Annotated in this window: 20 protein-coding genes; 14 read left to right on the top strand and 6 right to left on the bottom strand. The window is 73.1% G+C overall.

Features of this window, described 5'->3' with window-relative positions; translation table 11 throughout:
• Positions 1-304: 304 nt before the first annotated feature.
• The gene (locus ACIQU6_RS27395; protein WP_403484342.1) at positions 305-850 is read right to left on the bottom strand and encodes a hypothetical protein; all 546 of its coding nucleotides are present in this window, start codon (positions 848-850) and stop codon (positions 305-307) included.
• 251 nt (positions 851-1,101) lie between these two features.
• Between ACIQU6_RS27395 and fmt the strand changes: the two genes are divergently transcribed.
• The 10 genes from fmt (at position 1,102) to ACIQU6_RS27345 (ending at position 12,864) form a co-directional block, all read left to right on the top strand.
• On the top strand, positions 1,102-2,040 hold the full coding sequence (fmt, locus tag ACIQU6_RS27390; RefSeq protein ID WP_403484341.1) for a methionyl-tRNA formyltransferase: 939 nt from the start codon (positions 1,102-1,104) through the stop codon (positions 2,038-2,040).
• 103 nt (positions 2,041-2,143) lie between these two features.
• Positions 2,144-3,583 carry an RsmB/NOP family class I SAM-dependent RNA methyltransferase gene (locus ACIQU6_RS27385; protein ID WP_403484340.1) on the top strand — a complete coding sequence of 480 codons (1,440 nt, stop codon included), beginning with the start codon at positions 2,144-2,146 and terminating at the stop codon, positions 3,581-3,583.
• A 146-nt stretch (positions 3,584-3,729) separates the two neighbouring features.
• The gene (locus ACIQU6_RS27380; protein ID WP_403484339.1) at positions 3,730-5,952 is read left to right on the top strand and encodes an NADP-dependent isocitrate dehydrogenase; all 2,223 of its coding nucleotides are present in this window, start codon (positions 3,730-3,732) and stop codon (positions 5,950-5,952) included.
• A gap of 146 nt (positions 5,953-6,098) precedes the next feature.
• The gene (gene rpe / locus ACIQU6_RS27375) at positions 6,099-6,779 is read left to right on the top strand and encodes a ribulose-phosphate 3-epimerase (protein WP_274917085.1); all 681 of its coding nucleotides are present in this window, start codon (positions 6,099-6,101) and stop codon (positions 6,777-6,779) included.
• A 207-nt stretch (positions 6,780-6,986) separates the two neighbouring features.
• Positions 6,987-7,976: a sugar-binding transcriptional regulator gene (locus tag ACIQU6_RS27370; protein ID WP_274917087.1), complete on the top strand. Its 990-nt coding sequence runs from the start codon at positions 6,987-6,989 to the stop codon at positions 7,974-7,976.
• 57 nt (positions 7,977-8,033) lie between these two features.
• Complete coding sequence (locus ACIQU6_RS27365) at positions 8,034-8,507, top strand: ribonuclease domain-containing protein (protein ID WP_403484338.1); 474 nt, start codon at positions 8,034-8,036, stop codon at positions 8,505-8,507.
• Positions 8,504-8,947: a barstar family protein gene (locus ACIQU6_RS27360; protein WP_403484337.1), complete on the top strand. Its 444-nt coding sequence runs from the start codon at positions 8,504-8,506 to the stop codon at positions 8,945-8,947. Before ACIQU6_RS27365 ends, ACIQU6_RS27360 begins: the two co-directional genes overlap by 4 nt.
• 163 nt (positions 8,948-9,110) lie before the next feature.
• Positions 9,111-10,574: a GuaB1 family IMP dehydrogenase-related protein gene (locus tag ACIQU6_RS27355; RefSeq protein WP_403484336.1), complete on the top strand. Its 1,464-nt coding sequence runs from the start codon at positions 9,111-9,113 to the stop codon at positions 10,572-10,574.
• A 354-nt stretch (positions 10,575-10,928) separates the two neighbouring features.
• Complete coding sequence (locus ACIQU6_RS27350; RefSeq protein ID WP_403484335.1) at positions 10,929-12,398, top strand: amino acid permease; 1,470 nt, start codon at positions 10,929-10,931, stop codon at positions 12,396-12,398.
• Positions 12,399-12,408: 10 nt separating this feature from the next.
• Positions 12,409-12,864, top strand: a complete 456-nt coding sequence (locus tag ACIQU6_RS27345) for an Lrp/AsnC family transcriptional regulator (RefSeq protein ID WP_274917095.1) — start codon at positions 12,409-12,411, stop codon at positions 12,862-12,864.
• Positions 12,865-12,901: 37 nt separating this feature from the next.
• Here ACIQU6_RS27345 and ACIQU6_RS27340 read toward each other — a convergent pair whose 3' ends face one another.
• Positions 12,902-13,402 carry a nuclear transport factor 2 family protein gene (locus tag ACIQU6_RS27340; RefSeq protein WP_403484334.1) on the bottom strand — a complete coding sequence of 167 codons (501 nt, stop codon included), beginning with the start codon at positions 13,400-13,402 and terminating at the stop codon, positions 12,902-12,904.
• 286 nt (positions 13,403-13,688) lie between these two features.
• On the opposite strand from ACIQU6_RS27340, the gene ACIQU6_RS27335 reads away from it, so the two are divergent.
• The 3 genes from ACIQU6_RS27335 (at position 13,689) to ACIQU6_RS27325 (ending at position 16,875) form a co-directional block, all read left to right on the top strand.
• On the top strand, positions 13,689-13,988 hold the full coding sequence (locus ACIQU6_RS27335) for a LysR substrate-binding domain-containing protein (RefSeq protein WP_403484382.1): 300 nt from the start codon (positions 13,689-13,691) through the stop codon (positions 13,986-13,988).
• A gap of 178 nt (positions 13,989-14,166) precedes the next feature.
• Entirely contained in the window at positions 14,167-14,973 is an 807-nt protein-coding gene (locus ACIQU6_RS27330; protein ID WP_403484333.1) for a carbon-nitrogen hydrolase family protein, read from the top strand.
• A 210-nt stretch (positions 14,974-15,183) separates the two neighbouring features.
• Positions 15,184-16,875, top strand: a complete 1,692-nt coding sequence (locus ACIQU6_RS27325; RefSeq protein WP_403484332.1) for a flavin monoamine oxidase family protein — start codon at positions 15,184-15,186, stop codon at positions 16,873-16,875.
• 20 nt (positions 16,876-16,895) lie between these two features.
• On the opposite strand, the gene ACIQU6_RS27320 is transcribed toward ACIQU6_RS27325, so the two are convergent.
• From ACIQU6_RS27320 to ACIQU6_RS27310, 3 genes are all read right to left on the bottom strand, one after another.
• Positions 16,896-17,828, bottom strand: a complete 933-nt coding sequence (locus ACIQU6_RS27320; protein ID WP_403484331.1) for a TIGR03619 family F420-dependent LLM class oxidoreductase — start codon at positions 17,826-17,828, stop codon at positions 16,896-16,898.
• Between the two features lie 84 nt (positions 17,829-17,912).
• Positions 17,913-18,653 (bottom strand): DUF5995 family protein, encoded by a 741-nt coding sequence (locus tag ACIQU6_RS27315; protein ID WP_403484330.1) that lies wholly within the window; start codon positions 18,651-18,653, stop codon positions 17,913-17,915.
• A gap of 118 nt (positions 18,654-18,771) precedes the next feature.
• Complete coding sequence (locus ACIQU6_RS27310) at positions 18,772-20,181, bottom strand: uracil-xanthine permease family protein (RefSeq protein WP_403484329.1); 1,410 nt, start codon at positions 20,179-20,181, stop codon at positions 18,772-18,774.
• Positions 20,182-20,327: 146 nt separating this feature from the next.
• Here ACIQU6_RS27310 and ACIQU6_RS27305 point away from each other — a divergent pair, with 146 nt between their 5' ends.
• Positions 20,328-20,813 carry an acyl-CoA thioesterase gene (locus tag ACIQU6_RS27305; RefSeq protein WP_403484328.1) on the top strand — a complete coding sequence of 162 codons (486 nt, stop codon included), beginning with the start codon at positions 20,328-20,330 and terminating at the stop codon, positions 20,811-20,813.
• Between the two features lie 10 nt (positions 20,814-20,823).
• Here the strand turns inward: ACIQU6_RS27305 and ACIQU6_RS27300 are convergent, their stop codons facing one another.
• Positions 20,824-22,077: an MFS transporter gene (locus ACIQU6_RS27300; RefSeq protein ID WP_403484327.1), complete on the bottom strand. Its 1,254-nt coding sequence runs from the start codon at positions 22,075-22,077 to the stop codon at positions 20,824-20,826.
• Between the last annotated feature and the right edge of the window lie 214 nt (positions 22,078-22,291).

Here is a 22,291-nt window from a genome sequence, read left to right as displayed (position 1 = left end):
CCGGGCCCGCGTCTGCCCGCATCGGCCCGTGGTCCCGGACGCTCGGGTCGTGCGCGTCGCGCGCCCCGTTCCCGGCGTCGCGTCGCGCCCGGACCCGTAGCCGCGAGCGGTCCGGCTCACGGGCGGGCCGTGCGCACCGCGCCCACCGCCCTCGTCCGCCGTGCGCGCCGTCCCGGTCTCGCTTCGCCGACCTCCCCGCTCCGGGACCGCGGTCGGCAGGCGGTCCCGGGCATCGGGGCGTCGGAAACGTGGGGGCGCAGGGGTGAGGGGTGGGGCGTAGGAGTACGAGGGGGACGGCGGGAGGTCAGCCGTTGCGGGGGCCGGGGAAGGCGCCGGGGCGGGCCTCGTCGCGGGAGACCGCGGTGGGCTGGGTGGGCATGGAGCGGGCGGCGGGGACGGAGGGGGTTCCGGACAGGCCGCCGGCCATGCTGACGGCGCGGGCGGCGGAGGCGTCGGAGGAGCGCACCGCGGGGTCGGCGCCGTCGCCGGACGGCTGGGCGGCGGCGCGCCGGGCGCCGTAACGGCGGTGCACCGCCTGCTTGGTGACGCCGAGCGCGGAGCCCACCGCGTCCCAGGAGAAGCCCAGCGAGCGGTCGAAGTCGACGGCGGCGGTGACGAGGGTCTCGACGCTGTCGCGGAGTTCCTGCGCGAGCCGCACGGTCGGGGCGGGGGCGCGTCCGTAGACGACGAAGCCCGCGGACGGGCCCGTGCGCCGCGGCCGGTAGACGTTGCCGAGCTGCGCGGTGAGCGTGCGCAGGGCGTCCACCTGCCGGCGGACACGCTCGATGTCCCGCACCAGGAGATGCAGGCTGGCACGCGCCTGGGCGTCGTGGGTTGCGTGGTCGGCCATGAGCAAGCCTCTCGAACCGGCGTGGAAAGGAAGGGTGAAGCGCGATCGGGCCGCCAAAGCGGCCCGAAATTCGGTCAATGCTGCTTGACCAACGCGCCAGGAGCGGCTCTGGTCACGGTATGGGGGCGTACGAGCTTGTGCGCGGGGCGTGGGTAAGTTCGCACGCCCCCCGGCGTTCCGGCCCATGACCTGCGCCAAGACTCTTAGACTGGTGCGTCGTTCCGCTGCGCGTGAGAGGTAGTCCGTCACCCATGAGGCTTGTCTTCGCCGGTACCCCCGAGGTCGCCGTGCCCGCCCTCGATGCCCTGATCGCCTCGGACCGGCACGAGGTGGTGGCCGTCGTGACCCGGCCCGACGCGCCGGCCGGGCGGGGCCGCCGGCTGGTGGCCAGCCCGGTCGCGGAGCGCGCGGAGGAGGCCGGTATCGAGGTGTTGAAGCCGGCGAAGCCGCGGGACGAGGAATTCCTCGCGCGGCTGCGAGAGATCGGGCCGGACTGCTGCCCGGTGGTGGCATACGGGGCGCTGTTGCCCAAGGCGGCGTTGGAGATCCCCGCGCACGGGTGGGTCAATCTGCACTTCTCGCTGCTGCCGGCGTGGCGGGGGGCGGCGCCGGTGCAGCACGCGGTGCTGGCCGGCGACGAGATCACCGGTGCCGCCACCTTCCAGATCGAGCAGGGGCTGGACTCCGGCCCGGTGTACGGGGTGATCACCGAGGAGATCCGGTCGGCGGACACCAGCGGCGATCTGCTGACTCGGCTCGCGTTCGCCGGCTCCGGGCTGCTGGTGGCCACGATGGACGGCATCGAGGACGGCACCCTCAAGGCGGTGCCGCAGCCGGCGGAGGGGGTCACCCTGGCCCCGAAGATCGAGGTGGAGGACGCCCGGATCGAGTGGAGCGCGCCGGCGCTGCGGGTGGACCGCGTGATCCGGGGCTGCGCGCCGGCGCCCGGTGCCTGGACGGTCTTCCGCGGGGAGCGGCTGAAGGTGATGTCGGGCGTCCCGGCCCCCGGTTACGAGGGTCCGGAGCTCGCCCCGGGCGAGCTGGCCGTCACGAAGAAGGCGGTCCACGTGGGCACCGGCAGCCACCCCGTCGAGCTGGTGTGGGTGCAGCCGCAGGGCAAGAAGCCGATGAAGGGCGCGGACTGGGCGCGCGGGGTGCGGATCGCGGCCGGCGAGCGGCTGGGCGGCTGACCGCTTCGGCGGTGCGGGCCCGGGGACGTCCCCGCGCGCTGCCGGTCGGGGGCCCGCGTAGGCTGGGGCGGACCGCCGTCCCGTAATACCGGAGCACCTTTTCGTGAGTCAGCAGCCGCCCCGCCGCCACGGCACCCGTAAGCCCTACCGCCGCCCGAAGAAGGACCCGGTCCGGATCCTCGCGTTCGAGGCCCTGCGGGCGGTGGACGAGCGGGACGCGTACGCCAACCTCGTCCTGCCGCCGCTGCTGCGCAAGGCGCGCGAGGGCGGGGAGTTCGACGCCCGGGACGCGGCGCTGGCAACCGAGTTGGTGTACGGGACGCTGCGCCGCCAGGGCACCTACGACGCGATCCTGGACCGTTGCGTGGACCGGCCGCTGCGCGAGGTGGACCCGCCGGTGCTGGACGTGCTGACGCTGGGCGCACACCAGCTGCTCGGCACGCGCATTCCGACGCACGCCGCGGTGAGCGCCACCGTGGAGCTGGCCCGGGTGGTGTTGGGCGACGGCCGGGCGAAGTTCGTCAACGCGGTGCTGCGCAAGGTCGCGGCGGACGATCTGGACGGCTGGCTGGAGCGGGTGGCGCCGGAGTACGACGACGATCCCGAAGAGCACCTGGGGATCGTGCACGCGCACCCGCGCTGGGTCGTCTCCGCCCTGTGGGACGCGCTCGGCGGTGGCCGGGCGGGCATCGAGGACCTGCTGGCGGCGGACAACGAGCGTCCCGAGGTGACGCTGGTGGCGCGGCCCGGACGGTCCACCGCGGAGGAGCTGTTGGCCGCCGCGGGCGAGGAGGGCGCGGTACCGGGCCGGTGGTCGCCGTACGCGGTCCGGCTCGCCGAGGGCGGGGAGCCGGGCGCACTGGACGCGGTGCGCGAGGGGCGCGCCGGAGTGCAGGACGAGGGCAGCCAGTTGGTGGCGCTGGCGCTGGCCAACGCCCCGTTGGACGGCCCGGACCGGGCCTGGCTGGACGGCTGCGCGGGGCCGGGCGGCAAGGCGGCGCTGCTGGGCGCGCTGGCGGCGCAGCGGGGCGCGGCGCTGCTGGCGTCCGAGAAGCAGCCGCACCGGGCGCGGTTGGTGGCCCGGGCGCTGGACGGCAACCCCGGTCCGTACGCGGTGATCGCCGCCGACGGCACCCGCCCGGCATGGCGGCCCGGGGCCTTCGACCGGGTGTTGGTGGACGTGCCGTGCACCGGGCTGGGCGCGCTGCGCCGGCGGCCCGAGGCGCGCTGGCGGCGCCGCCCCGAGGACCTGGACGGATTCGCGCCGCTGCAGCGGGAGTTGCTGCGGCAGGCGCTGGCGGCGGTGCGGGTCGGCGGGGTGGTCGGCTACGCGACCTGCTCGCCGCATCCGGCGGAGACCCGGGCGGTGGTGGAGGACGTCCTCAAGGGGCGCGGCGGCGCGGCGGCCGAGGCCGAGTGGGTCGACGCCCGGCCGCTGATGCCCGGGGTCCCGGAGCTCGGCGACGGCCCGGACGTGCAGTTGTGGCCGCATCTGCACGGCACCGACGCGATGTATCTGGCGCTGCTGCGGCGGACCGGCTGACGGGGCCGTCGCGGGGGCGGCCGGTTCCGGCGGAGACGAGGGGCACACCCCCGGGGAGCCGGCCCGGACGAGGAGATATCTTGATGTCGAGCAATGTTGATATCTTGATGTCGAGCAATTTTGCAGACGTGGATGGAGCGGACCCGGTGACTGACTCGACCATCATTTACACCCACACTGACGAGGCCCCGGCCCTGGCGACGTACTCGTTCCTGCCGGTGGCGGAGGCGTACGCGGCGACGGCCGGGGTGACGCTGGAGACTCGCGACATCTCGCTGTCCGGCCGGATCATCGCCGTGTTCCCCGAGTACCTCAAGGAGGAGCAGCGGATCCCCGACGCCCTCGCCGAACTCGGTGAGCTGGCCAAGACGCCCGGCGCCAACATCATCAAGCTGCCGAACATCTCGGCCTCCATCCCGCAGCTCAAGGCGGCCGTCGCCGAGCTCCAGGAGCAGGGCTACGCGCTCCCGGACTACCCGGACGACCCGAAGACCGACGAGGAGCGCGAGATCCGCGCCCGCTACGACAAGGTCAAGGGCAGCGCCGTCAACCCCGTGCTGCGCGAGGGCAATTCGGACCGCCGCGCCCCCGCGTCGGTCAAGAACTACGCCAAGGCGCACCCGCACCGCATGGGCGCCTGGACCTCCGAGTCCAAGACCAACGTCGCGACCATGGGCGCCGACGACTTCCGCTCCACCGAGAAGTCCGCGGTGGTCGCCGCGGACGGCGCGCTCCGCATCGAGCTGGCCGGCGACGACGGCACCACCACCGTGCTGCGCGAGTCGGTACCGGTCCTGGCCGGCGAGGTCGTGGACGCCTCCGTGATGCGGGTCGGTCCGCTGCGCGAGTTCCTGGCCGCGCAGGTCGCCAAGGCCAAGGCCGAGGGCGTGCTGTTCTCCGTGCACCTCAAGGCCACGATGATGAAGGTCTCCGACCCGATCGTCTTCGGTCACGTCGTGCGCGCCTTCTTCCCCAAGACCTTCGCCCAGTACGGCGAGGCGCTGGCCGCCGCGGGCCTCACCCCGAACGACGGCCTCGGCGGCATCTACAAGGGCCTGGACGCGCTGCCCAACGGTGCCGAGATCAAGGCGTCGTTCGACGCCGAGCTGGCCGAGGGCCCGGAGCTGGCGATGGTCGACTCCGACCGCGGCATCACCAACCTGCACGTGCCCAGCGACGTCATCGTGGACGCCTCGATGCCGGCCATGATCCGCACCTCCGGCCACATGTGGGGCCCGGACGGCGAGGAGGCCGACACCCTCGCGGTCCTGCCGGACAGCAGCTACGCCGGTGTCTACCAGGCCGTCATCGAGGACTGCCGCGCCCACGGCGCCTTCGACCCGGCCACCATGGGCTCGGTGCCCAACGTCGGGCTGATGGCGCAGAAGGCCGAGGAGTACGGCAGCCACGACAAGACCTTCGAGGTCCCGACCACCGGCACGGTGCGGGTCGTCGACGGCGCGGGCAACGTCGTCCTGGAGCAGACCGTGGGCGCCGGCGACATCTTCCGGATGTGCCAGACCAAGGACGCCCCGATCAAGGACTGGGTCAAGCTGGCCGTCACCCGCGCCCGCGCCACCGGCGACCCGGCGGTGTTCTGGCTCGACGAGACCCGCGCGCACGACGCCCAGTTGATCGCGAAGGTCAAGGCGTACCTGCCGGAGCACGACACCGACGGCCTGGAGATCAAGATCCTGGCCCCGGTCGAGGCGACCACGTTCTCCCTGGAGCGGATCCGCCGCGGCGAGAACACCATCTCGGTCACCGGCAACGTGCTGCGCGACTACCTGACCGACCTGTTCCCGATCCTGGAGCTGGGCACCAGCGCCAAGATGCTCTCGGTCGTGCCGCTGATGAACGGTGGCGGCCTGTTCGAGACCGGCGCCGGCGGCTCCGCCCCGAAGCACGTCCAGCAGCTGGTCAAGGAGAACTACCTCCGCTGGGACAGCCTGGGCGAGTTCCTGGCCCTCGCGGTCAGCTTCGAGCACCTCGCGACGACCACCGGCAACGCCCGCGCCAAGGTCCTCGCCGACACCCTGGACCGCGCGACCGGCTCGTTCCTCAACGAGAACAAGTCGCCGAGCCGTCGCCTGGGCGGTATCGACAACCGCGGCAGCCACTTCTACCTGGCCACCTACTGGGCCCAGGAGTTGGCCAAGCAGACCGACGACGCGCAGCTCGCCGAGGCGTTCGGGCCGCTGGCCAAGACGCTGACCGAGCAGGAGCGGACCATCGTCGACGAGCTGATCGCGGTGCAGGGCTCCCCGGTCGAGATCGGCGGCTACTACCGCCCCGACGCCGCCAAGGCGTCCGCGGTGATGCGTCCGTCGAAGACGCTGAACCAGGCGCTGGCGGCCCTGAAGGGCTGACCCACCGCCGTCAGGCACCACCTCGTCCGCCCCGGCCGGGCCGCGCGTCCGGCCGGGGCGGCCCGGTGCCGGGGGCTCGTGCCGGGGTGACGGGAGTCTCCCGGCCCGGCGCGGACCGTGCCTGGGCGGACCGCCATACTGGGGGCATGGCCTTGATCAACCCCAGCATCCTGTCCGCCGACTTCGCCCGCCTCGCTGAGGAGGCGAAGGCCGTCGAGGGCGCCGACTGGCTCCATGTCGACGTGATGGACAACCACTTCGTCCCCAACCTCACGCTCGGCGTGCCGATCGTCGAGGCGCTGAGCAAGGCGACGGAGACCCCCCTCGATCTGCACCTGATGATCGAGGACCCGGACCGCTGGGCGCCGCAGTACGTGGAGGCCGGGGCCGGTTCGGTCACCTTCCACGCGGAGGCGGCCGGGGCGCCGGTGCGGCTGGCACGGGAGATCCGGGCCAAGGGCGCGCGGGCGTCGATGGCGCTGAAGCCGGCCACCCCGATCGAGCCGTTCGAGGACCTGCTGCCCGAGCTGGACATGCTGTTGATCATGACCGTCGAGCCGGGCTTCGGCGGCCAGGCGTTCCTGGACATCATGCTGCCGAAGATCCGCCGCACCCGAGAGCTGATCTCCCGGCACGGCCTCCAGGTGTGGCTCCAGGTGGACGGCGGGGTCTCGGCGGAGACCATCGAGCGCTGCGCGGAGGCCGGCGCCGACGTGTTCGTCGCGGGCTCCGCGGTGTACGGGGCGGACGACCCGGCCAAGGCCGTCCGCGACCTGCGGGAGAAGGCCGAGGCGGCGACGGCCGCGAGCTGGGGCTGCGCCCACTGACCGAGTCGTCGGCGAAGCCCGCGGGCCCGGTTCCGGGCCGTACGGCGCGGTGTGCGGCGGGGGTTGACCTGCCGGCCACCGAGCGTTCATGCCCGCCGTGCCGGTCATGGTCCCCGTACACCTCGGGTTTCTGAAAGGATGAGCAAAGACTCGATCAGATGCGCAAAAGGGGAGATTTTCGTGGTAGCCAGCCGCCCACAGTCCGGAATGGGCCCTGCCGAGCTGGTGCAGGCCGCGGCCATGGCCCGCCGCTTCTACCTTGAGGGCAAGTCCAAGATCCAGATCGCGGAGGAGTTCGGCGTCAGCCGCTTCAAGGTCGCCCGCGTTCTGGAGACGGCCCTGGAGCGCGATCTCGTGCGGATCGAGATCCGGGTGCCCTCCGAGCTCGACGCGGAGCGCTCCGATGCCCTGCGTGCCCGTTACGGCCTGCGGCACGCGGTCGTGGTCGAATCGCCGGCCGACGCCACGGAGGACGCCGCCGACCCCGAGAACCTCGGTGAGGTGGCCGCCGACCTGCTCGGCGAACTCGTCACCGAGGGCGATGTGTTGGGCCTCGCCTGGGGCCGTTCGACGATCCACATGGCGGCCGCGCTGCACCAGCTCCCGCCGTGCACCGTCGTCCAGTTGACCGGGGTCTACGACGCCGGGACCGCCGACCGCGGCTCGGTCGAGGCGGTCCGTCGCGCCGCCGACGTCTCCGGCGGCGAGGCGCACCCGATCTACGCGCCGATGCTGCTGCCGGACTCGGCGACCGCCGCCGCGCTGCGCGGCCAGACCGGCATCGCCCGCGCCTTCGACTACTTCGACAAGGTCACCGTCGCCTGCGTCTCCATCGGCTCCTGGGAGCCGGGCGTCTCGACCGTCTACGACATGCTGTCCGAGGACGAGCGGGAGCACTACGCCTCGCTGGGCGCGGCCGCCGAGATGTCCGCGCACCTCTTCGACGGCGAGGGCCGGCGCATCGGCCGCGACCTGGGCGAGCGCTGCATCACCGTCGAGGCGGACCGGCTGCGCCGGATCCCCGAGGTGGTGGCGATCGCCGGCGGCCGGCGCAAGGCCGCGGCCATCGGCGCGGTGCTCCGCTCCGGCCTGGTGACGAGCCTGGTCACGGACACCGCGGCCGCCGACCACTTGCTGCTGGAGACCGGCCCCGGCCCGCGCCCCGCGCTGGACCGGGCGGACCCCGACGGGCGCTGAGCGGGCCCGCACCACCACCGGCGAGCAGCCCGCGCGCGGCTGTGACAGCATCGGCGCATGCTGATCCAATCCGCCCCGCGCCGGGCCGCCGCCGTGCTCGGCGCGCTGTTCGCCGCCCTGCTCCTCGTCCTCACCGGCTGCTCCACCGGCGGTGCCGGCAAAGGGAGTTCGGCCGGCGCGCACCACCCGGCCGCGACCGCCACGGCCGACGGCCGGTCGCCCGGCGGCACCGCCGTACCGCCCTGGGCGAAGGGCCACCCGACCGTCCCGGCGAAGAGCCTGCCCGCCGAGGCGCAGCACACCCTGAAGCTGATCGACGCCGGCGGCCCGTTCCCGTACCCGAAGGACGGCACCGTCTTCGGCAACTACGAGAAGCAGCTGCCCAAGGAACCGCGCGGCTACTACCACGAGTACACGGTCGACACCCCCGGCGCCCGCAACCGCGGCGCCCGGCGCCTGATCACCGGCAAGCAGCACGAGTTCTTCTACACCGACGACCACTACAAGTCCTTCAAGGCGGTGCTCCGGTGACCCCCGAGGTACCCCCGGCACTGGTCGCGGTGCTCGACGGGCGGACGCCGGCGGGGGTGCTGCCGTGGCCGGCGGACCGGCCGGTGGCGGACGCCCTGGCCGCGGCCCGGGACGCGGGCTGGCACGCGGCCGCGCTCGACCTCAACGGGGTCGGCGACAAGGCCGCCTTCATGGACCGGTGCGCCGCCGCGCTGGACTTCCCCGCCTACTTCGGCGCCAACTGGGACGCGCTGGCAGACTGCCTGACCGATCTGTCCTGGTGCCCGCCCGCGCGCGGCCGGCTGCTGGTCGTCACCGGGTGGCAGGAGTACGCGGCCGCCGCCCCGGAGGACTGGGGCGTGGTCGAGGGGGTGTTGGCGGACGCCGTCGGGTACTGGCGGGACACCGACACCGGGCTCGCGGTCCTTATGGCCGGCGGGCGCGGCCGGCGGGGCGCGTAGCCGCCGGAACCGGGCCGCCCGGGACGCCGTTCCGCGACGTTACGGATGCGTCGGGAGAGGCGGCGTCCCGGTGGCCGGACGGCGGGTTGGCGGATCGCACACACGCCCCGCGGACCCGTAGGACTATCGCATGAGTCCTGGTCAGGGCCCGTATCCTGGCGGTATGCGATTCCTCAATCCGAAGAACGGCGCCCTCGAAGAGAGTTCTTCGGTGCCCTACGACCTGACCTACGACGACGTGTTCATGGTGCCCGGCCGCTCGGCGGTGGGCTCCCGCCAGGCCGTGGACCTCGCCTCGCGCGACGGCTCCGGCACGACCATCCCGCTGGTCGTCGCCAACATGACGGCGATCGCCGGTCGCCGCATGGCCGAGACCGTGGCCCGTCGCGGCGGTCTGGTCGTCATCCCCCAGGACATCCCGATCGACGTCGTCACCGAGGTCATCACCTGGGTCAAGCAGCGCCACCTCGTGCTGGACACGCCGATCGTGCTGTCCCCGGTCTCGACCGTGGCGGACGCGCTGTCGCTGCTGCCCAAGCGGGCGCACGGCGCGGGCATCGTCGTCGAGGGCGGCCGGCCGGTCGGCGTCGTCACCGAGCACGACCTGGCCGGGGTGGACCGCTTCACCCAGGTCTCCGAGGTCATGTCCAAGGACCTGCTGGTCCTGGACGCCGACATCGAGCCCCGCGAGGCGTTCAACCGCCTCGACGCGGCCAACCGCAAGCTGGCCCCCGCGGTCGACGCGGACGGCATGCTGGTCGGCATCCTGACCCGCAAGGGCGCGCTGCGCGCCACCCTCTACACCCCCGCCACCGACGCCGACGGCAAGCTGCGGATCGCCGCCGCCGTGGGCATCAACGGCGACGTGGCCGGCAAGGCCAAGGCGCTGCTGGACGCCGGCGTGGACACCCTCGTGGTGGACACCGCGCACGGTCACCAGGAGTCGATGATCAGCGCGATCAAGGCGGTCCGGGCGCTGGACCCGCAGGTCCCGATCGTCGCGGGCAACATCGTCGCCGCCTCGGGCGTGCGCGACCTCATCGAGGCCGGCGCGGACATCATCAAGGTCGGCGTCGGCCCGGGCGCCATGTGCACCACCCGCATGATGACGGGCGTGGGCCGGCCGCAGTTCTCCGCGGTCCTGGAGTGCGCCGCCGAGGCCAAGAAGTACGGCAAGCACGTCTGGGCCGACGGTGGCGTCCGGCACCCCCGCGACGTGGCCATGGCGCTGGCCGCGGGCGCGTCCAACGTCATGATCGGCTCGTGGTTCGCCGGCACGCTGGAGTCGCCCGGCGACCTGCAGCACACCGCCGACGGCCAGCCGTACAAGGAGAGCTTCGGCATGGCCTCGGCGCGTGCGGTGCGCAACCGCACCAGCGAGGAGTCGGCCTACGACCGTGCCCGCAAGGCGCTGTTCGAGGAGGGCATCTCCACCTCCCGGATGTTCGTCGACCCGGCCCGGCCCGGCGTCGAGGACCTGATCGACTCGATCATCGCCGGCGTCCGCAGCTCCTGCACCTACGCCGGCGCGGCCTCCGTCGAGGAGTTCGCCGAGAAGGCCGTGGTCGGCGTGCAGAGCGCCGCCGGCTACGCCGAGGGCAAGCCGCTGCACAACAGCTGGAGCTGACCCGCCGGCCCGTCGAGGGCCGACGCAACCGCCGCTCACCGGCCCCGCACCGACCTGGTGCGGGGCCGGTCGCGTTCTGCGGCGACGGGCGTGATTGACTGCGGTGGTGCGCAACGATCCGCCGCCCTTCGTCGCCGCGCGCAACGTTCCACCGCGGTTGCGCAAGGAACCTGCATTACGGCAGGTCAACGAGGGGCCGTAAGGTCATGCGCTGTACGTGGAGTGGCGGAGACCGCCTGCTCGGCGGTCTCCTGCTACAGGGTGGTTCGTCCTGCCTGTGTGACCGCTGCGGTCCTGCTCACCGGAATGTGCCGGAATGTGCGAGTCTGACCGGCAGCGACGAAGGAGCCCCCAGTGTTGGAGAACGGCGCCGCCCCGCCCTCAGGGGGCCCCTCGCCCCGGCCGCCGGCCGGAGGGCTCGGCACTCGTCTGATGCGCCGCAAGCCGGTCGAGCGACTCGTCGCCGAGGGCGGCCAGGGCGACGGGGGCACCCTCCGCCGCTCGATGGGCGTCTGGCAGCTCACGATGATCAGCATCGGCGCCACGCTCGGCACCGGCATCTTCGTGGTGCTCGGCGAGGCTGTCCCGGACGCCGGCCCCGCGGTCGTGCTCTCCTTCGTCATCGCCGGCATCACCGCGCTGTTCTCCGCGCTCTCCTACGCCGAACTCGCCGGCACCATCCCGGTCTCCGGCTCGTCCTACTCCTACGCCTACGCCACCCTCGGCGAGCTGATCGCCTGGGTCTGCGGCTGGTGCCTGATCCTGGAGTACGGCGTCTCGGTCGCGGCGGTCGCGGTCGGCTGGGGCCAGTACCTCAACGAGTTCCTCGGCGGGACGGTGGGCTTCACCATCCCCGCCGCGCTCTCCGCGCCCCCGGGCCAGGGCGGTTACTTCAACCTGCCGGCGCTGCTGGTGGTGTTGCTGGCGATGGTGTTCCTGCTGGGCGGTGCCAAGGAGAGCGCCCGGGCCAACACCATCATGGTGGTCGTCAAGATCATCACGCTGCTGCTCTTCTGCGCCGTCGCGATCCAGGGCGTGAAGTCCGGCAACTACGCCAACTTCATGCCGATGGGCATGGCGGGCGTCAGCGCCGCCGGCGCCACCCTGTTCTTCTCCTACATCGGCTTCGACGCCGCCTCCACGGCCGGCGAGGAGGCCCGGAACCCGCAGCGCGACCTGCCGCGCGCCATCATGCTCTCGCTGGTGATCGTCACCGCCCTGTACTGCCTGGTCGCGGCCATCGCGGTCGGCGCCCTGCCCTGGCAGGAGTTCAAGGGCTCGGAGGCCGCGCTCGCCGGGATCCTCAAGACGGTCACCGGGCAGGGCTACTGGTCGGTGATGCTGGCCTTCGGCGCCGTCGTCGCCATCGCCAGCGTCGTGCTGACCGTGCTCTACGGCCAGACCCGGATCCTCTTCGCGATGTCCCGCGACCGGCTGGTGCCCACGGTGTTCTCCAAGATTCACCCCAAGAGCGGCGTGCCCCGGGTGAACACCGTGATCGTCTCGCTGTTCTGCGGCGTGCTCGCCGCCGCGGTGCCGCTCGGCCAGCTCGCGGACGCCACCAGCATCGGCACGCTCTTCGCGTTCGCGCTGGTCAACGTGGCCGTGATCGTGCTGCGTCGGACCCGGCCGGACATGCCGCGGGCGTTTCGCACCCCGCTGTCGCCGCTCTTCCCGGCGATCGGTTTCCTGCTCTGCCTCTACATGATGGGCAGCCTCGGCCCGGTGACCTGGGTGGTCTTCGGAGTCTGGATGGTGGTCGGCCTTGTGATCTACTTCGGATACGGCATGCGCCGTTCCCGATTGGCCACCGCAGAGAAGTGATCCACCCGCAGTGCGACTGAACGATCTCGACGAACGCATCGTCCACGCCCTCGCCGAGGACGCCCGCCGCAGTTACGCGGACATCGGCCAGGAGGTCGGGCTGTCCGCCCCGGCGGTCAAACGGCGGGTGGACCGGCTACGGGCGGACGGCGCGATCACCGGCTTCACGGTGCGCGTCGACCCGGCCGCCCTCGGCTGGGAGACCGAGGGGTTCATCGAGATCTTCTGCCGCCGCAACACCTCGCCCGAGGCGATCCACCGCGGCCTGTCGCGCTATCCGGAAGTGGCGTCCGCCTCCACCGTCACCGGTGAGGCGGACGCCCTGGTGCAGGTCTTCGCCTCCGACATGCGGCACTTCGAGCGGGTCCTGGAACGGATCGCCGGCGAGCCCTTCGTCGAACGCACCAAGTCGGTGCTGGTCCTCTCCCCGTTGCTGCGCCGGTACGGGGCGGGGGCGCCGGGCTAGGGCGGCAAGTCCCGCCTGTCGGGCGGCGCTTCCCCGGCTAGGCCGCATCCGCCGCCGGGCCCAATCCCGTCGGCAGCCGGGGCGGAGTGCCGTGGGTCCAGGCGATGCGCAGGGCGGCGGCGGTGATCCGCCAGCCGTCCGGGGTGCGGACCAGTTCGGTGACGGCGTGGCCACCGGAGACGAACAGCGCCTCGGAGCCGTCCGCCAGGACGTGGGTGCTCAGTTGGGGTGCGCGGGCGGTGGCCCGGTCGCCGTCGACGTCGATGACGGCGGCGCCGCCCAGGTGCATCGTCCGGGCGAAGAGCGCCATCCCCTCCCGGATCCGGGTCACCACGGCGTCCCGGCCGCGGACCGTGCCGATCGGCATCTCGGCCGTGACGTCCTCGGCGTAGTAGGCGCGGCCCCACGCCTCGTCGAACACCCCCTCGTCGAGGGAGCGCTGATGGCGGGCCAGCAGGTCGGCGATCTCGGCGCGGTCGAGGAGCAGTGGGAGCCGCCGGTCGTCGGGGCGTAGGGCGGCGGTCTGGTTCGTGGTCATGCGGGGATCCTGCTACCTCAAGCGGACTTGAGGTCAAGGGTGGGGGTGCGGGGCGTTCCGCCGCGGGGTGGGGGAGTGGTGTCGAGAGGTCCAACGTCCTTGCCGGGGCGTGGAGTTCGGGTCCGGTGTGGCCGTCCGGTGGGTCGGCGCGGACGTCACGCTCCGCCGTGACCGCCTCGGTGCGGCGGAATGTCGCCGGCCGGTGGCGGTGCTGACGTGATCACGGGCCGGGGCGCTACGGCCGCCAGCAGCCGATCTCGAAGGCAAGGAAAACCGGCGCGGGCGGCTGGCCGGCCCCCTCGACACCGCGCTGGCCGAACTGGGGCTGCGCCGCCGGGTGGTCGCCACCGTCCCGACCCTGGCGGCCATGCTGATGATGGTGCGGGACAGTGACGCGGTGGGCATGGCCCCGGAGCGGATCGCGGCGCCGATGATCCGCGGTCTCGGCCTGCGCGCCCTGCCCGTCCCGCTGGACCTCCCGCCGATGCCGATGGCGATGGCCTGGCGCCCGCGACAGGAGGCCGATCCGGGCCACCGCTGGCTGCGCGCGGTGGTGCGCGGGACGGTCGCCGCCACGGTGGCCTGAGTCACCCGCCGGCGCCGCGTCCGACCGGCGCGAAGGGTTCGTGCAACGAATCGCCGCGCCGACCCTTGAACGCGCAACGAATCGTCCCGCTTCGCGCAACGCTGGTGCCTTGTCGTGGATCACCGCCGGCCCGTACCGTCATTGCGTCCCGCCCGCACCGCCACCGCCGAGGGGTCCCATGTCGCCGCTGCACACCGCCCTGCTCCAGAGTTCGGGACGGCCCGGCGACGTCGCCCACAACCTCGCGGTGCTCGCCGACGCGGCGCGCGAGGCGGCCGCGACCGGCGCCCGGCTGCTGGTCTGCCCCGAGCTCTTCCTCACCGGCTACGCCATCGGCGCCGACCTGCACCGCCTGGCCGAGCCGGCCGACGGCGTCAGCGCCCGGGCCGTCGCCGGGATCGCCGCCGAACACGGCATCGCGGTGCTCTACGGCTACCCGGAGCGCGCCCCCGAGGAGCACGGCGTGGTGCACAACTCCGTCCAGCTGATCGGCCCCGACGGCAGCCGGCTCGCCAACTACCGCAAGACCCATCTCTTCGGCTGCTTCGAGCGGGAGTGGTTCACCCCCGGCGAAGCGCCGGTCGTCCAGGCGGAGTTGGACGGGGTCCGGATCGGCCTGCTGATCTGCTACGACGTGGAGTTCCCGGAGAACGTCCGGGCGCACGCGCTGGCTGGCACCGATCTGCTGCTGGTGCCCACCGCGCAGATGCACCCCTTCCAGATCGTGCCGGAGCAGATGATCCCGGTGCGCGCCTTCGAGAGCCAGATGTACATCGCGTACGTCAACCGGGTCGGCACGGAAGGGGAGTTCGAGTTCATCGGGCTGAGCTGCCTGGCCGGACCGGACGGCGTGGTGCGCGCCCGCGCCGGGCACGCCGAGCAACTGGTGCAGGCCGCGGTCGACCCCGCCTTCCTCAAGGCATCGCGGGAGAACAACCCCTACCTGCACGACCGGAGGCCGGAGCTCTACACCGACCTGACCTGACCGGCCCCGCGCCCGGCGGCCCCACCCGGCCCTGACGCGCCCGATCCGCCGCCGCGAACGCCCCGCCACCGTCCCGTCGTGCCCGCGCGCACCCCACCCACGCCCCCTCGCGCTCACTTCGCGCCCGAAACGCCCGCATACCGCCGTATGCATCCCCCTGCCCGCCCTGCCCGCCCTGCCCGCCCTGCCCGCCCGCAAGGAGTCCGCCCGATGACGTCCACGGTGCCCCCCGCCGTCCCGCACACCACCGCGCAGCCGCCGATCACCATGTTCGGCCCGGACTTCCCCTACGCGTACGACGACTTCCTCGCCCACCCGGCGGGCCTCGGGCAGGTCCCGGCGACCGAGCACGGCACCGAGGTGGCCATCGTCGGCGGCGGCCTCTCCGGCATCGTCACCGCGTACGAGCTGATGAAGATGGGCCTCAAGCCCGTCGTCTACGAGGCGGACCAGATAGGCGGCCGGCTGCGCACCGTCGGCTTCGACGGTTGCGACGAGCAGCTCAACTGCGAGCTGGGCGCGATGCGCTTCCCGCCGTCCTCCACCGCCCTCCAGCACTACATCGACCTGGTGGGCCTCACGACCACCCCGTTCCCCAACCCGCTGGCCGAGGCCACCCCGTCGACCGTCGTCGACCTCAAGGGCGAGTCGCACTACGCCGAGACCGTCGACGACCTGCCGGCGGTCTACCGCCAGGTCGCCGAGGCGTGGAACGCCTGCCTCGAAGAGGGCGCCGACTTCTCCGACATGAACCAGGCGATGCGCGAGCGCGACGTGCCGCGCATCCGCGAGATCTGGGCGAAGCTGGTCGAGAAGCTGGACAACCAGACCTTCTACGGCTTCCTCTGCGACTCCGAGGCGTTCACGTCCTTCCGACACCGCGAGATCTTCGGCCAGGTCGGCTTCGGCACCGGCGGCTGGGACACCGACTTCCCCAACTCCATCCTGGAGATCCTCCGCGTCGTCTACACCGAGGCCGACGACCACCACCGCGGCATCGTCGGCGGCTCCCAGCAGCTCCCGCTGCGCCTGTGGGAGCGGGAGCCGCGCAAGATCGTGCACTGGGCGCCGGGCACCTCGCTGTCGTCGCTGCACGACGGCGCGCCCCGCCCGGCCGTGACCCGGCTGCACCGCACCGCCGGCAACCGCATCACCGTCACCGACTCCTCCGGCGACATCCGCTCCTACAAGGCGGTGGTCTTCACCGCCCAGTCGTGGATGCTGCTGTCGAAGATCGACTGCGACGACGACCTGTTCCCGATCGACCACTGGACGGCGATCGAGCGCACCCACTACATGGAGTCCAGCAAGCTCTTCGTGCCCGTGGACCGGCCGTTCTGGCTGGACAAGGACGAGGAGACGGGCCGGGACGTGATGTCGATGACGCTCACCGACCGGATGACGCGGGGGACGTACCTCCTCGACAACGGCCCGGATCAGCCGGCCGTCATCTGCCTCTCCTACACCTGGTGCGACGACAGCCTGAAGTGGCTGCCGCTGTCGGCCAACGAGCGCATGGAGGTCATGCTCAAGTCGCTCGGCGAGATCTATCCCAAGGTCGACGTCCGCAAGCACATCATCGGCAACCCCGTGACCGTGTCGTGGGAGAACGAGCCGTACTTCATGGGCGCGTTCAAGGCCAACCTGCCCGGCCACTACCGCTACCAGCGGCGCCTGTTCACCCACTTCATGCAGGAGCTGCTCCCCGAGGACAAGCGCGGCATCTTCCTGGCCGGCGACGACATCTCGTGGACGGCGGGCTGGGCGGAGGGCGCCGTGCAGACCGCGCTGAACGCGGTGTGGGGCGTGATGCACCACCTCGGCGGCGGCACCGACGCGGCCAACCCGGGCCCCGGCGACGCCTACGACGAGCTCGCGCCGGTGGAGCTCCCGGAGGACTGAGCGCCTCGCGGGCGGCCGCCCTACAGCCCGGCCGCCCGGATCCGGGCGTACAGGTCGGCGGCCTGGTCGGCCAGCTCCGCGCCGTCCCGGCAGTGCTGTTGGACGTCCAACAGCACCTCCCGGGCGCCGGCTCCGGCCGCCTCGGCGAGATCGGCCAACACCTGCTCGTGGCTGCCGCGGTACGGGCGGCGGTCGGCCTCGGACAGCGGCGCGCCGGTCAGCTCCACCCCGACCCGCAGGACGACGTCCAGCTCCCCGACGTCGCGGCCGTGCCGCTCGGCGGCCTCCACCAACCGCCCCATGAGCGGGGCCAGTTGGTCGCCGGTCAGGTGGGCCGGCAGCCAGCCGTCGGCGCGCCGGGCCACCCGCTCCAGGGCCCGGCCGCCGCTCCCGGCCAGGTAGACCGGGATCGGCCGGGCCGGCTTGGGGCCGACCGAGGCCGGCCCGATCTCCGTCCAACGGCCCCGGTACGCGACCGGGTCGGGGCCCCAGACCGCCGCGCAGACGTCCAGCAACTCGTCCAACTGGGCGCCGCGGTCGGGGAAGGCGGTGACCCCCGCGGCCCGGTACTCGTCCCGCGACCAGCCGGTGCCCAGGCCCGCCAGCACCCGCCCGCCGCCGGCCGCGTCGAGCGTCGCCAGCGTCCGGGCGAGCGGGAACGGCGCGTGCAGCCCGGAGACCAACACGCTGCTGCCCAGCCGGACCCGGTCGGTGACCGCGGCGGCCAGCGCGAGGGTGACCAGGGGGTCGGCGCAGTGGCGGTAGAAGTCGGGCCAGGGCAGGCCCGGCACGCCGTAGAGCCCGTCCAGCGGCTCGCGCGGGACCACCGTCCGCTCGAACACCCAGACGCTGTCGAAACCGGTCTCCTCCGCGGCGCGGGCCACGCTCCGCACATCGCGCCGCGGGTCGTACTGCGGCATCTGGGGCAGCCCCAGTCCCAGTCGCAAGGTCATGGCCGGCACCCTACGACGGGCCGCCGGGAAGGGGAGCGTGTCGGCGCGGTTCGCGGCGCGCCGCCGTCCCGTTGGCCTCTCGGGCTATCCCAGGGGCGTCAGCAGGCAGCGCCCGATCAGGCCCACGCTCGCGTCCAGGCGGTCGGCGAACTCCTCGACCAGCTCCGGGAAGCGGCGGACGCCCCACATCATCCGGGCCGCGGCCCAGGCGCCGTCGCGGGCCTTCGCCAGGCTCCAGGAACCGATGAGGTGGGTGAGCGGGTCGGCGATGTCCAGGAGGTCGGGGCCGGGCATCAGGGTCTCCCGGATGCCCTCCTCCAGGCTGGTCAGGACGGTGCCGATGCGGTCGAAGTCGCCTTCCAGGGCGGGCGGTTCGCACTCCAGCGCCCGGCAGGTGTCCACGACGGCCAGCGCGAGGTCGTGGCCGATGTGCGCGTTGATGCCGGCCAGCGCGAACTGGAGCGGACGGATCCGGGGGTGGCGGCGCAGGTGGAACAGCGGCCGCCAACAGGCCGGCGGCCGCAGACCGGTGGCGTCGGCGTCGACCGCGGTGAGGTAGCGGTGGGCGAACTGGACGTCGAGTTCGCCGGTGGCCTTCGGGTCCGCGAAGCCGCCGTCGCCCACCCGTTGGGCGACGGCCTCGGTGACGGTCAGGTAGACGCGGTTGAAGACGGCCACCCCGTCGTCGGCGGGGAGCGCGTGGTCCAGCTCCCGCATCCGTTCCAGTACGCGTGCCACGCCCGCGGTCGGTGGGGCGGCGGGCTCCGTGGCGGTGGCGGAGGTGGGGTGCGGGCCGTCACCGCCGTGCTGCTGAAGGGTCGTCATCCGGTCAGCGTGACAGCGAAATGCCCCGAAATATGCGGATGAACATGGCGAGTTGACCGGATCGGGGTAACGGGCGGCGCGCCGTCTTGAGGCCCCTTCCGCCCGACCGGCCCCGCCGTTACGGCTTCTCCGGACCGTCCGGTTCCGCCGATCCCGCCGACCGGTCGTACGCCGAGGTGCCCTCGTCCAGGAGCGGGCGCTGCTCCTTGAGGTGGGCGGGGGCCAGGGCCTTCAGGGCGTGGTAGCCGGTGAGCACCACGATGGTGCCCAGGGCGATCCCGCTGAGCTGGAAGGTGCTGGTCAGGTGCAGGCCGACGCCGCCGATGCCGATGATGATGCCCGCGGCGACCGGGACGAGGTTGAGCGGATTGCGCAGGTCCACCTTGTTGTGCACCCAGATCTGGGCGCCCAGCAGGCCGATCATGCCGTAGAGGATGACCGTGATGCCGCCCAGTACCCCGCCGGGGATCGCGGCCACCACGGCGCCGAACTTCGGGCAGAGGCCGAAGAGCAGCGCGAAGCCGGCCGCCGCCCAGTAGGCCGCGGTGGAGTAGACCCGGGTCGCCGCCATCACGCCGATGTTCTCGGAGTAGGTGGTGTTCGGCGGGCCGCCCAGCGCGGTGGAGAGTACCGAGGCCGCACCGTCCGCGGAGATCGCGGTGCCCAGCTTGTCGTCGAGCGGGTCGCCGGTCATCTCGCCGACCGCCTTGACGTGCCCGGCGTTCTCCGCCACCAGCGCGATCACGACCGGCAGCGCCACCAGGACCGCCGACCACTGGAAGCTGGGCCCGTGGAAGGACGGCAGGCCGATCCAGTCGGCCTTGCCGACCGCGGAGAAGTCCAGCCGCCAGTGGTCGGTCACCTTCCCCGCGCCGTTCACGGAGTGGATCATCCCGAAGGCCCGGTCGAAGACCCAGGAGATCGCGTAGCCGAAGACCAGCCCCAGGAAGATCGCGATCCGGGACCAGAAGCCGCGCAGGCACACCACGGCGAGCCCGGTGAACAGCATGGTCAACAGCGCCACCCACTGGTCCTGCGGCCAGTACGTGCTCGCCGTCACCGGCGCCAGGTTGAAGCCGATCAGCATCACCACGGCACCGGTCACCACCGGCGGCATCGCGGCGTGGATGATCCGCGCCCCGAACCGCTGCACGGCCAGCCCGATCAGGAACAGCACCACCCCGACCACCAGCACCGCGCCGGTGACCGTGGCGCTGGTGCCGCCCTGCGCCCGGATGACGGCCGCGACCCCGACGAAGGAGAGCGAGCAGCCGAGGTAGGACGGCACCCGCCCGCGGGTGGCCAGCAGGAAGATGACGGTCGCGACGCCCGACATCATGATCGCGAGGTTGGGGTCGAGCCCCATGAGGACGGGGGCGACGAAACTCGCCCCGAACATCGCGACGACGTGCTGCGCACCCAGGCCGATCGTGCGCGGCCACGACAGCCGCTCGTCCGGTCTGACCACGGCACCAGGGGCCGGGTTGCGCCCGTCGCCATGCACGGTCCAGCGCACGCCGAGGCCCATGACTGCTCCAGTTGTTCAGGTGTTCTTCACGGGGGGACTTCAAAAGCATTCTAAGCAGCCGCTTACGATGGCTCGGGCTCGTCGCGCCGGCCCGGCCGGCCCCGCGCGCCCCGAACACCCCGTCGTAAACCCCAGGAGCACCACCCGTGAGCGTCGAACCCCTCCAGACCGCCGGACCCGTCGACTTCGGCCAACTGGTCCCCGTCACCGTCCACTTCGACGACCTCGACGCGCTCGGCATGCTCCACAACTCCCGCTACCCGCTGCTGGCCGAGCGGGCCTGGGCCGAGTACTGGCACGGCTTCGGCTACGGATTCGACGGCGACTGGGCCGCCGCGGGCGACATGTGCAACGTCATCAAGGAGATGAAGGTCTCCTACGAGCGCCCGCTCACCCGCGCCGGCCACTACGCCGCGCACCTGTGGGTCGAGCGCCTCGGCCGCACCGGCCTGACCTACGGCTTCCGGATCTGTTCCGCCGACGGCGCCGAGACCCACGCCCACGGCCACCGCGTGCTGGTCCGCGTCGACCCGCAGACCCTGCGCCCCACCCCGTGGTCGGAACGGGCCCGCTCGATCGCCGCGGACCTGCTGCGGCCGGCCGCGGAGAGCACCGGAGCCGACGCGGCCTGAGCCGCCGCGATCAGGAGCGCTCCAGGTCGCTGCCGCGCTCGGCGGCGGCCGGGGCGCCCGCGCAGGCCGTCCGGGACGGCGTCCGCAACACCCGGGCCCCCGCCACCAGCCCGAAGGTCAACGCCGTCACCAGCGCGAACGACCCGGTCAGCGAGGTCGCCTGGGCGATGCCGCCGATCGCCGAGGGGGCGATCAACCCCGAGGTGTAGGTGATGGTGGCCACCCCCGCGATGGCCTGGCTGGGCGCCGGGCCGCTGCGCGCGGCCGCCGCGAACGCCAGCGGGACCACCACCGCGATCCCCAGTCCCACCAGACCGAAGCCGGCCATCGCCTGGACCGGCCGGCCCGCGGTGACGATCAGCAGCCCGCCGGCGGTGGCCAGCACCCCGCCGACCCGGACCGTGCGGACCGGGCCGAAACGGGCCACCATCCGGTCCCCGGCCAGCCGGGCGACCGCCATCGTGCAGGAGAACGCCGTGGTGCACGCGGCCGCCAGCCCCGCGTCGGTACCCAGCCGGTCGTGGAGGTAGACCGCCGACCAGTCCAGCGAGGCGCCCTCGGCGAACACCGCGCAGAACCCGATGGCGCCGATGATCACCGCCGACCGCGGCGGGAGCGCGAAGCGCGGCGGCGGATGCTCCTCGGGCGCGCTGCGCAGATCCAGTACGCCCCCGCAGACGAGCGCGCCGAGCAGGGTCAACACCAGGGCGGCGCCGGCGAGATGGAGCCGGGCGTCGGTGCCGATGTGCGCGGCGACGGTGCCGGCCGCCGAGCCGAGCAGCGCGCCCACGCTCCACATCCCGTGCAGCCCCGACATGATCGGCCGGCCCAGCCGGTCCTCGGTCTCCACGCCCAGCGCGTTCATCGCCACGTCCGCCATGCCCGAGGCGGCGCCGTAGACCAGCAGCGCGCCGCAGAGCACGAACAGGTCGGGGGAGAGGGCGGGCAGGGCCAGGGCGAGCGTCCACAGCGCGAGCAGCGCGCGCAGGGCGGTGCGGGCGCCGAGGCGGTGACTGATCCGGCCGGCCAGCGGCATCGCCAGCGACGCGCCGATCGCGGGGAAGGCCAGGGCCAGGCCGAGTTGGCCGGGCGGGATCTGGGTGTGGTCCTGGATCCAGGGGATGCGGGTGGCGAAGTTGCCGGTGACCGAGCCGTGCACGAGGAAGACCGCGGCTATCGCCCAGCGGGCGCGGCGCAGTTGGCGGTCGGGGCATCGGGGATGGGGGGCACGCGAAATGGCGTCCGGAACGCCGTTGCCAGCCATGGCCGGCAAATTAGCAGGGACCCTGCCCCTTAATAAGGGCGACGGTTGCCGGCTTTCCCGCCGGTCCGCTGCGCGGGGCGCGCCGAGTTGTCCGCTGCCCGTCCGCTGCGCGGGGCCGATCCGCTGCGCGGTGCTGTCGGGGTGCGGTGACGGGCCTGCGGGGTGGGGGTGCCAGACTGCTTCGCTTTACGTCTGGCACCCCCACCCCTCCGGC

Origin of the sequence: Streptomyces sp. NPDC090442 (assembly GCF_044769405.1) — a bacterium.
Classification (GTDB): domain Bacteria; phylum Actinomycetota; class Actinomycetes; order Streptomycetales; family Streptomycetaceae; genus Streptomyces.
Note: the sequence above shows the minus strand (reverse complement) of the source record. Positions and strands in the feature narration are given on the sequence as shown.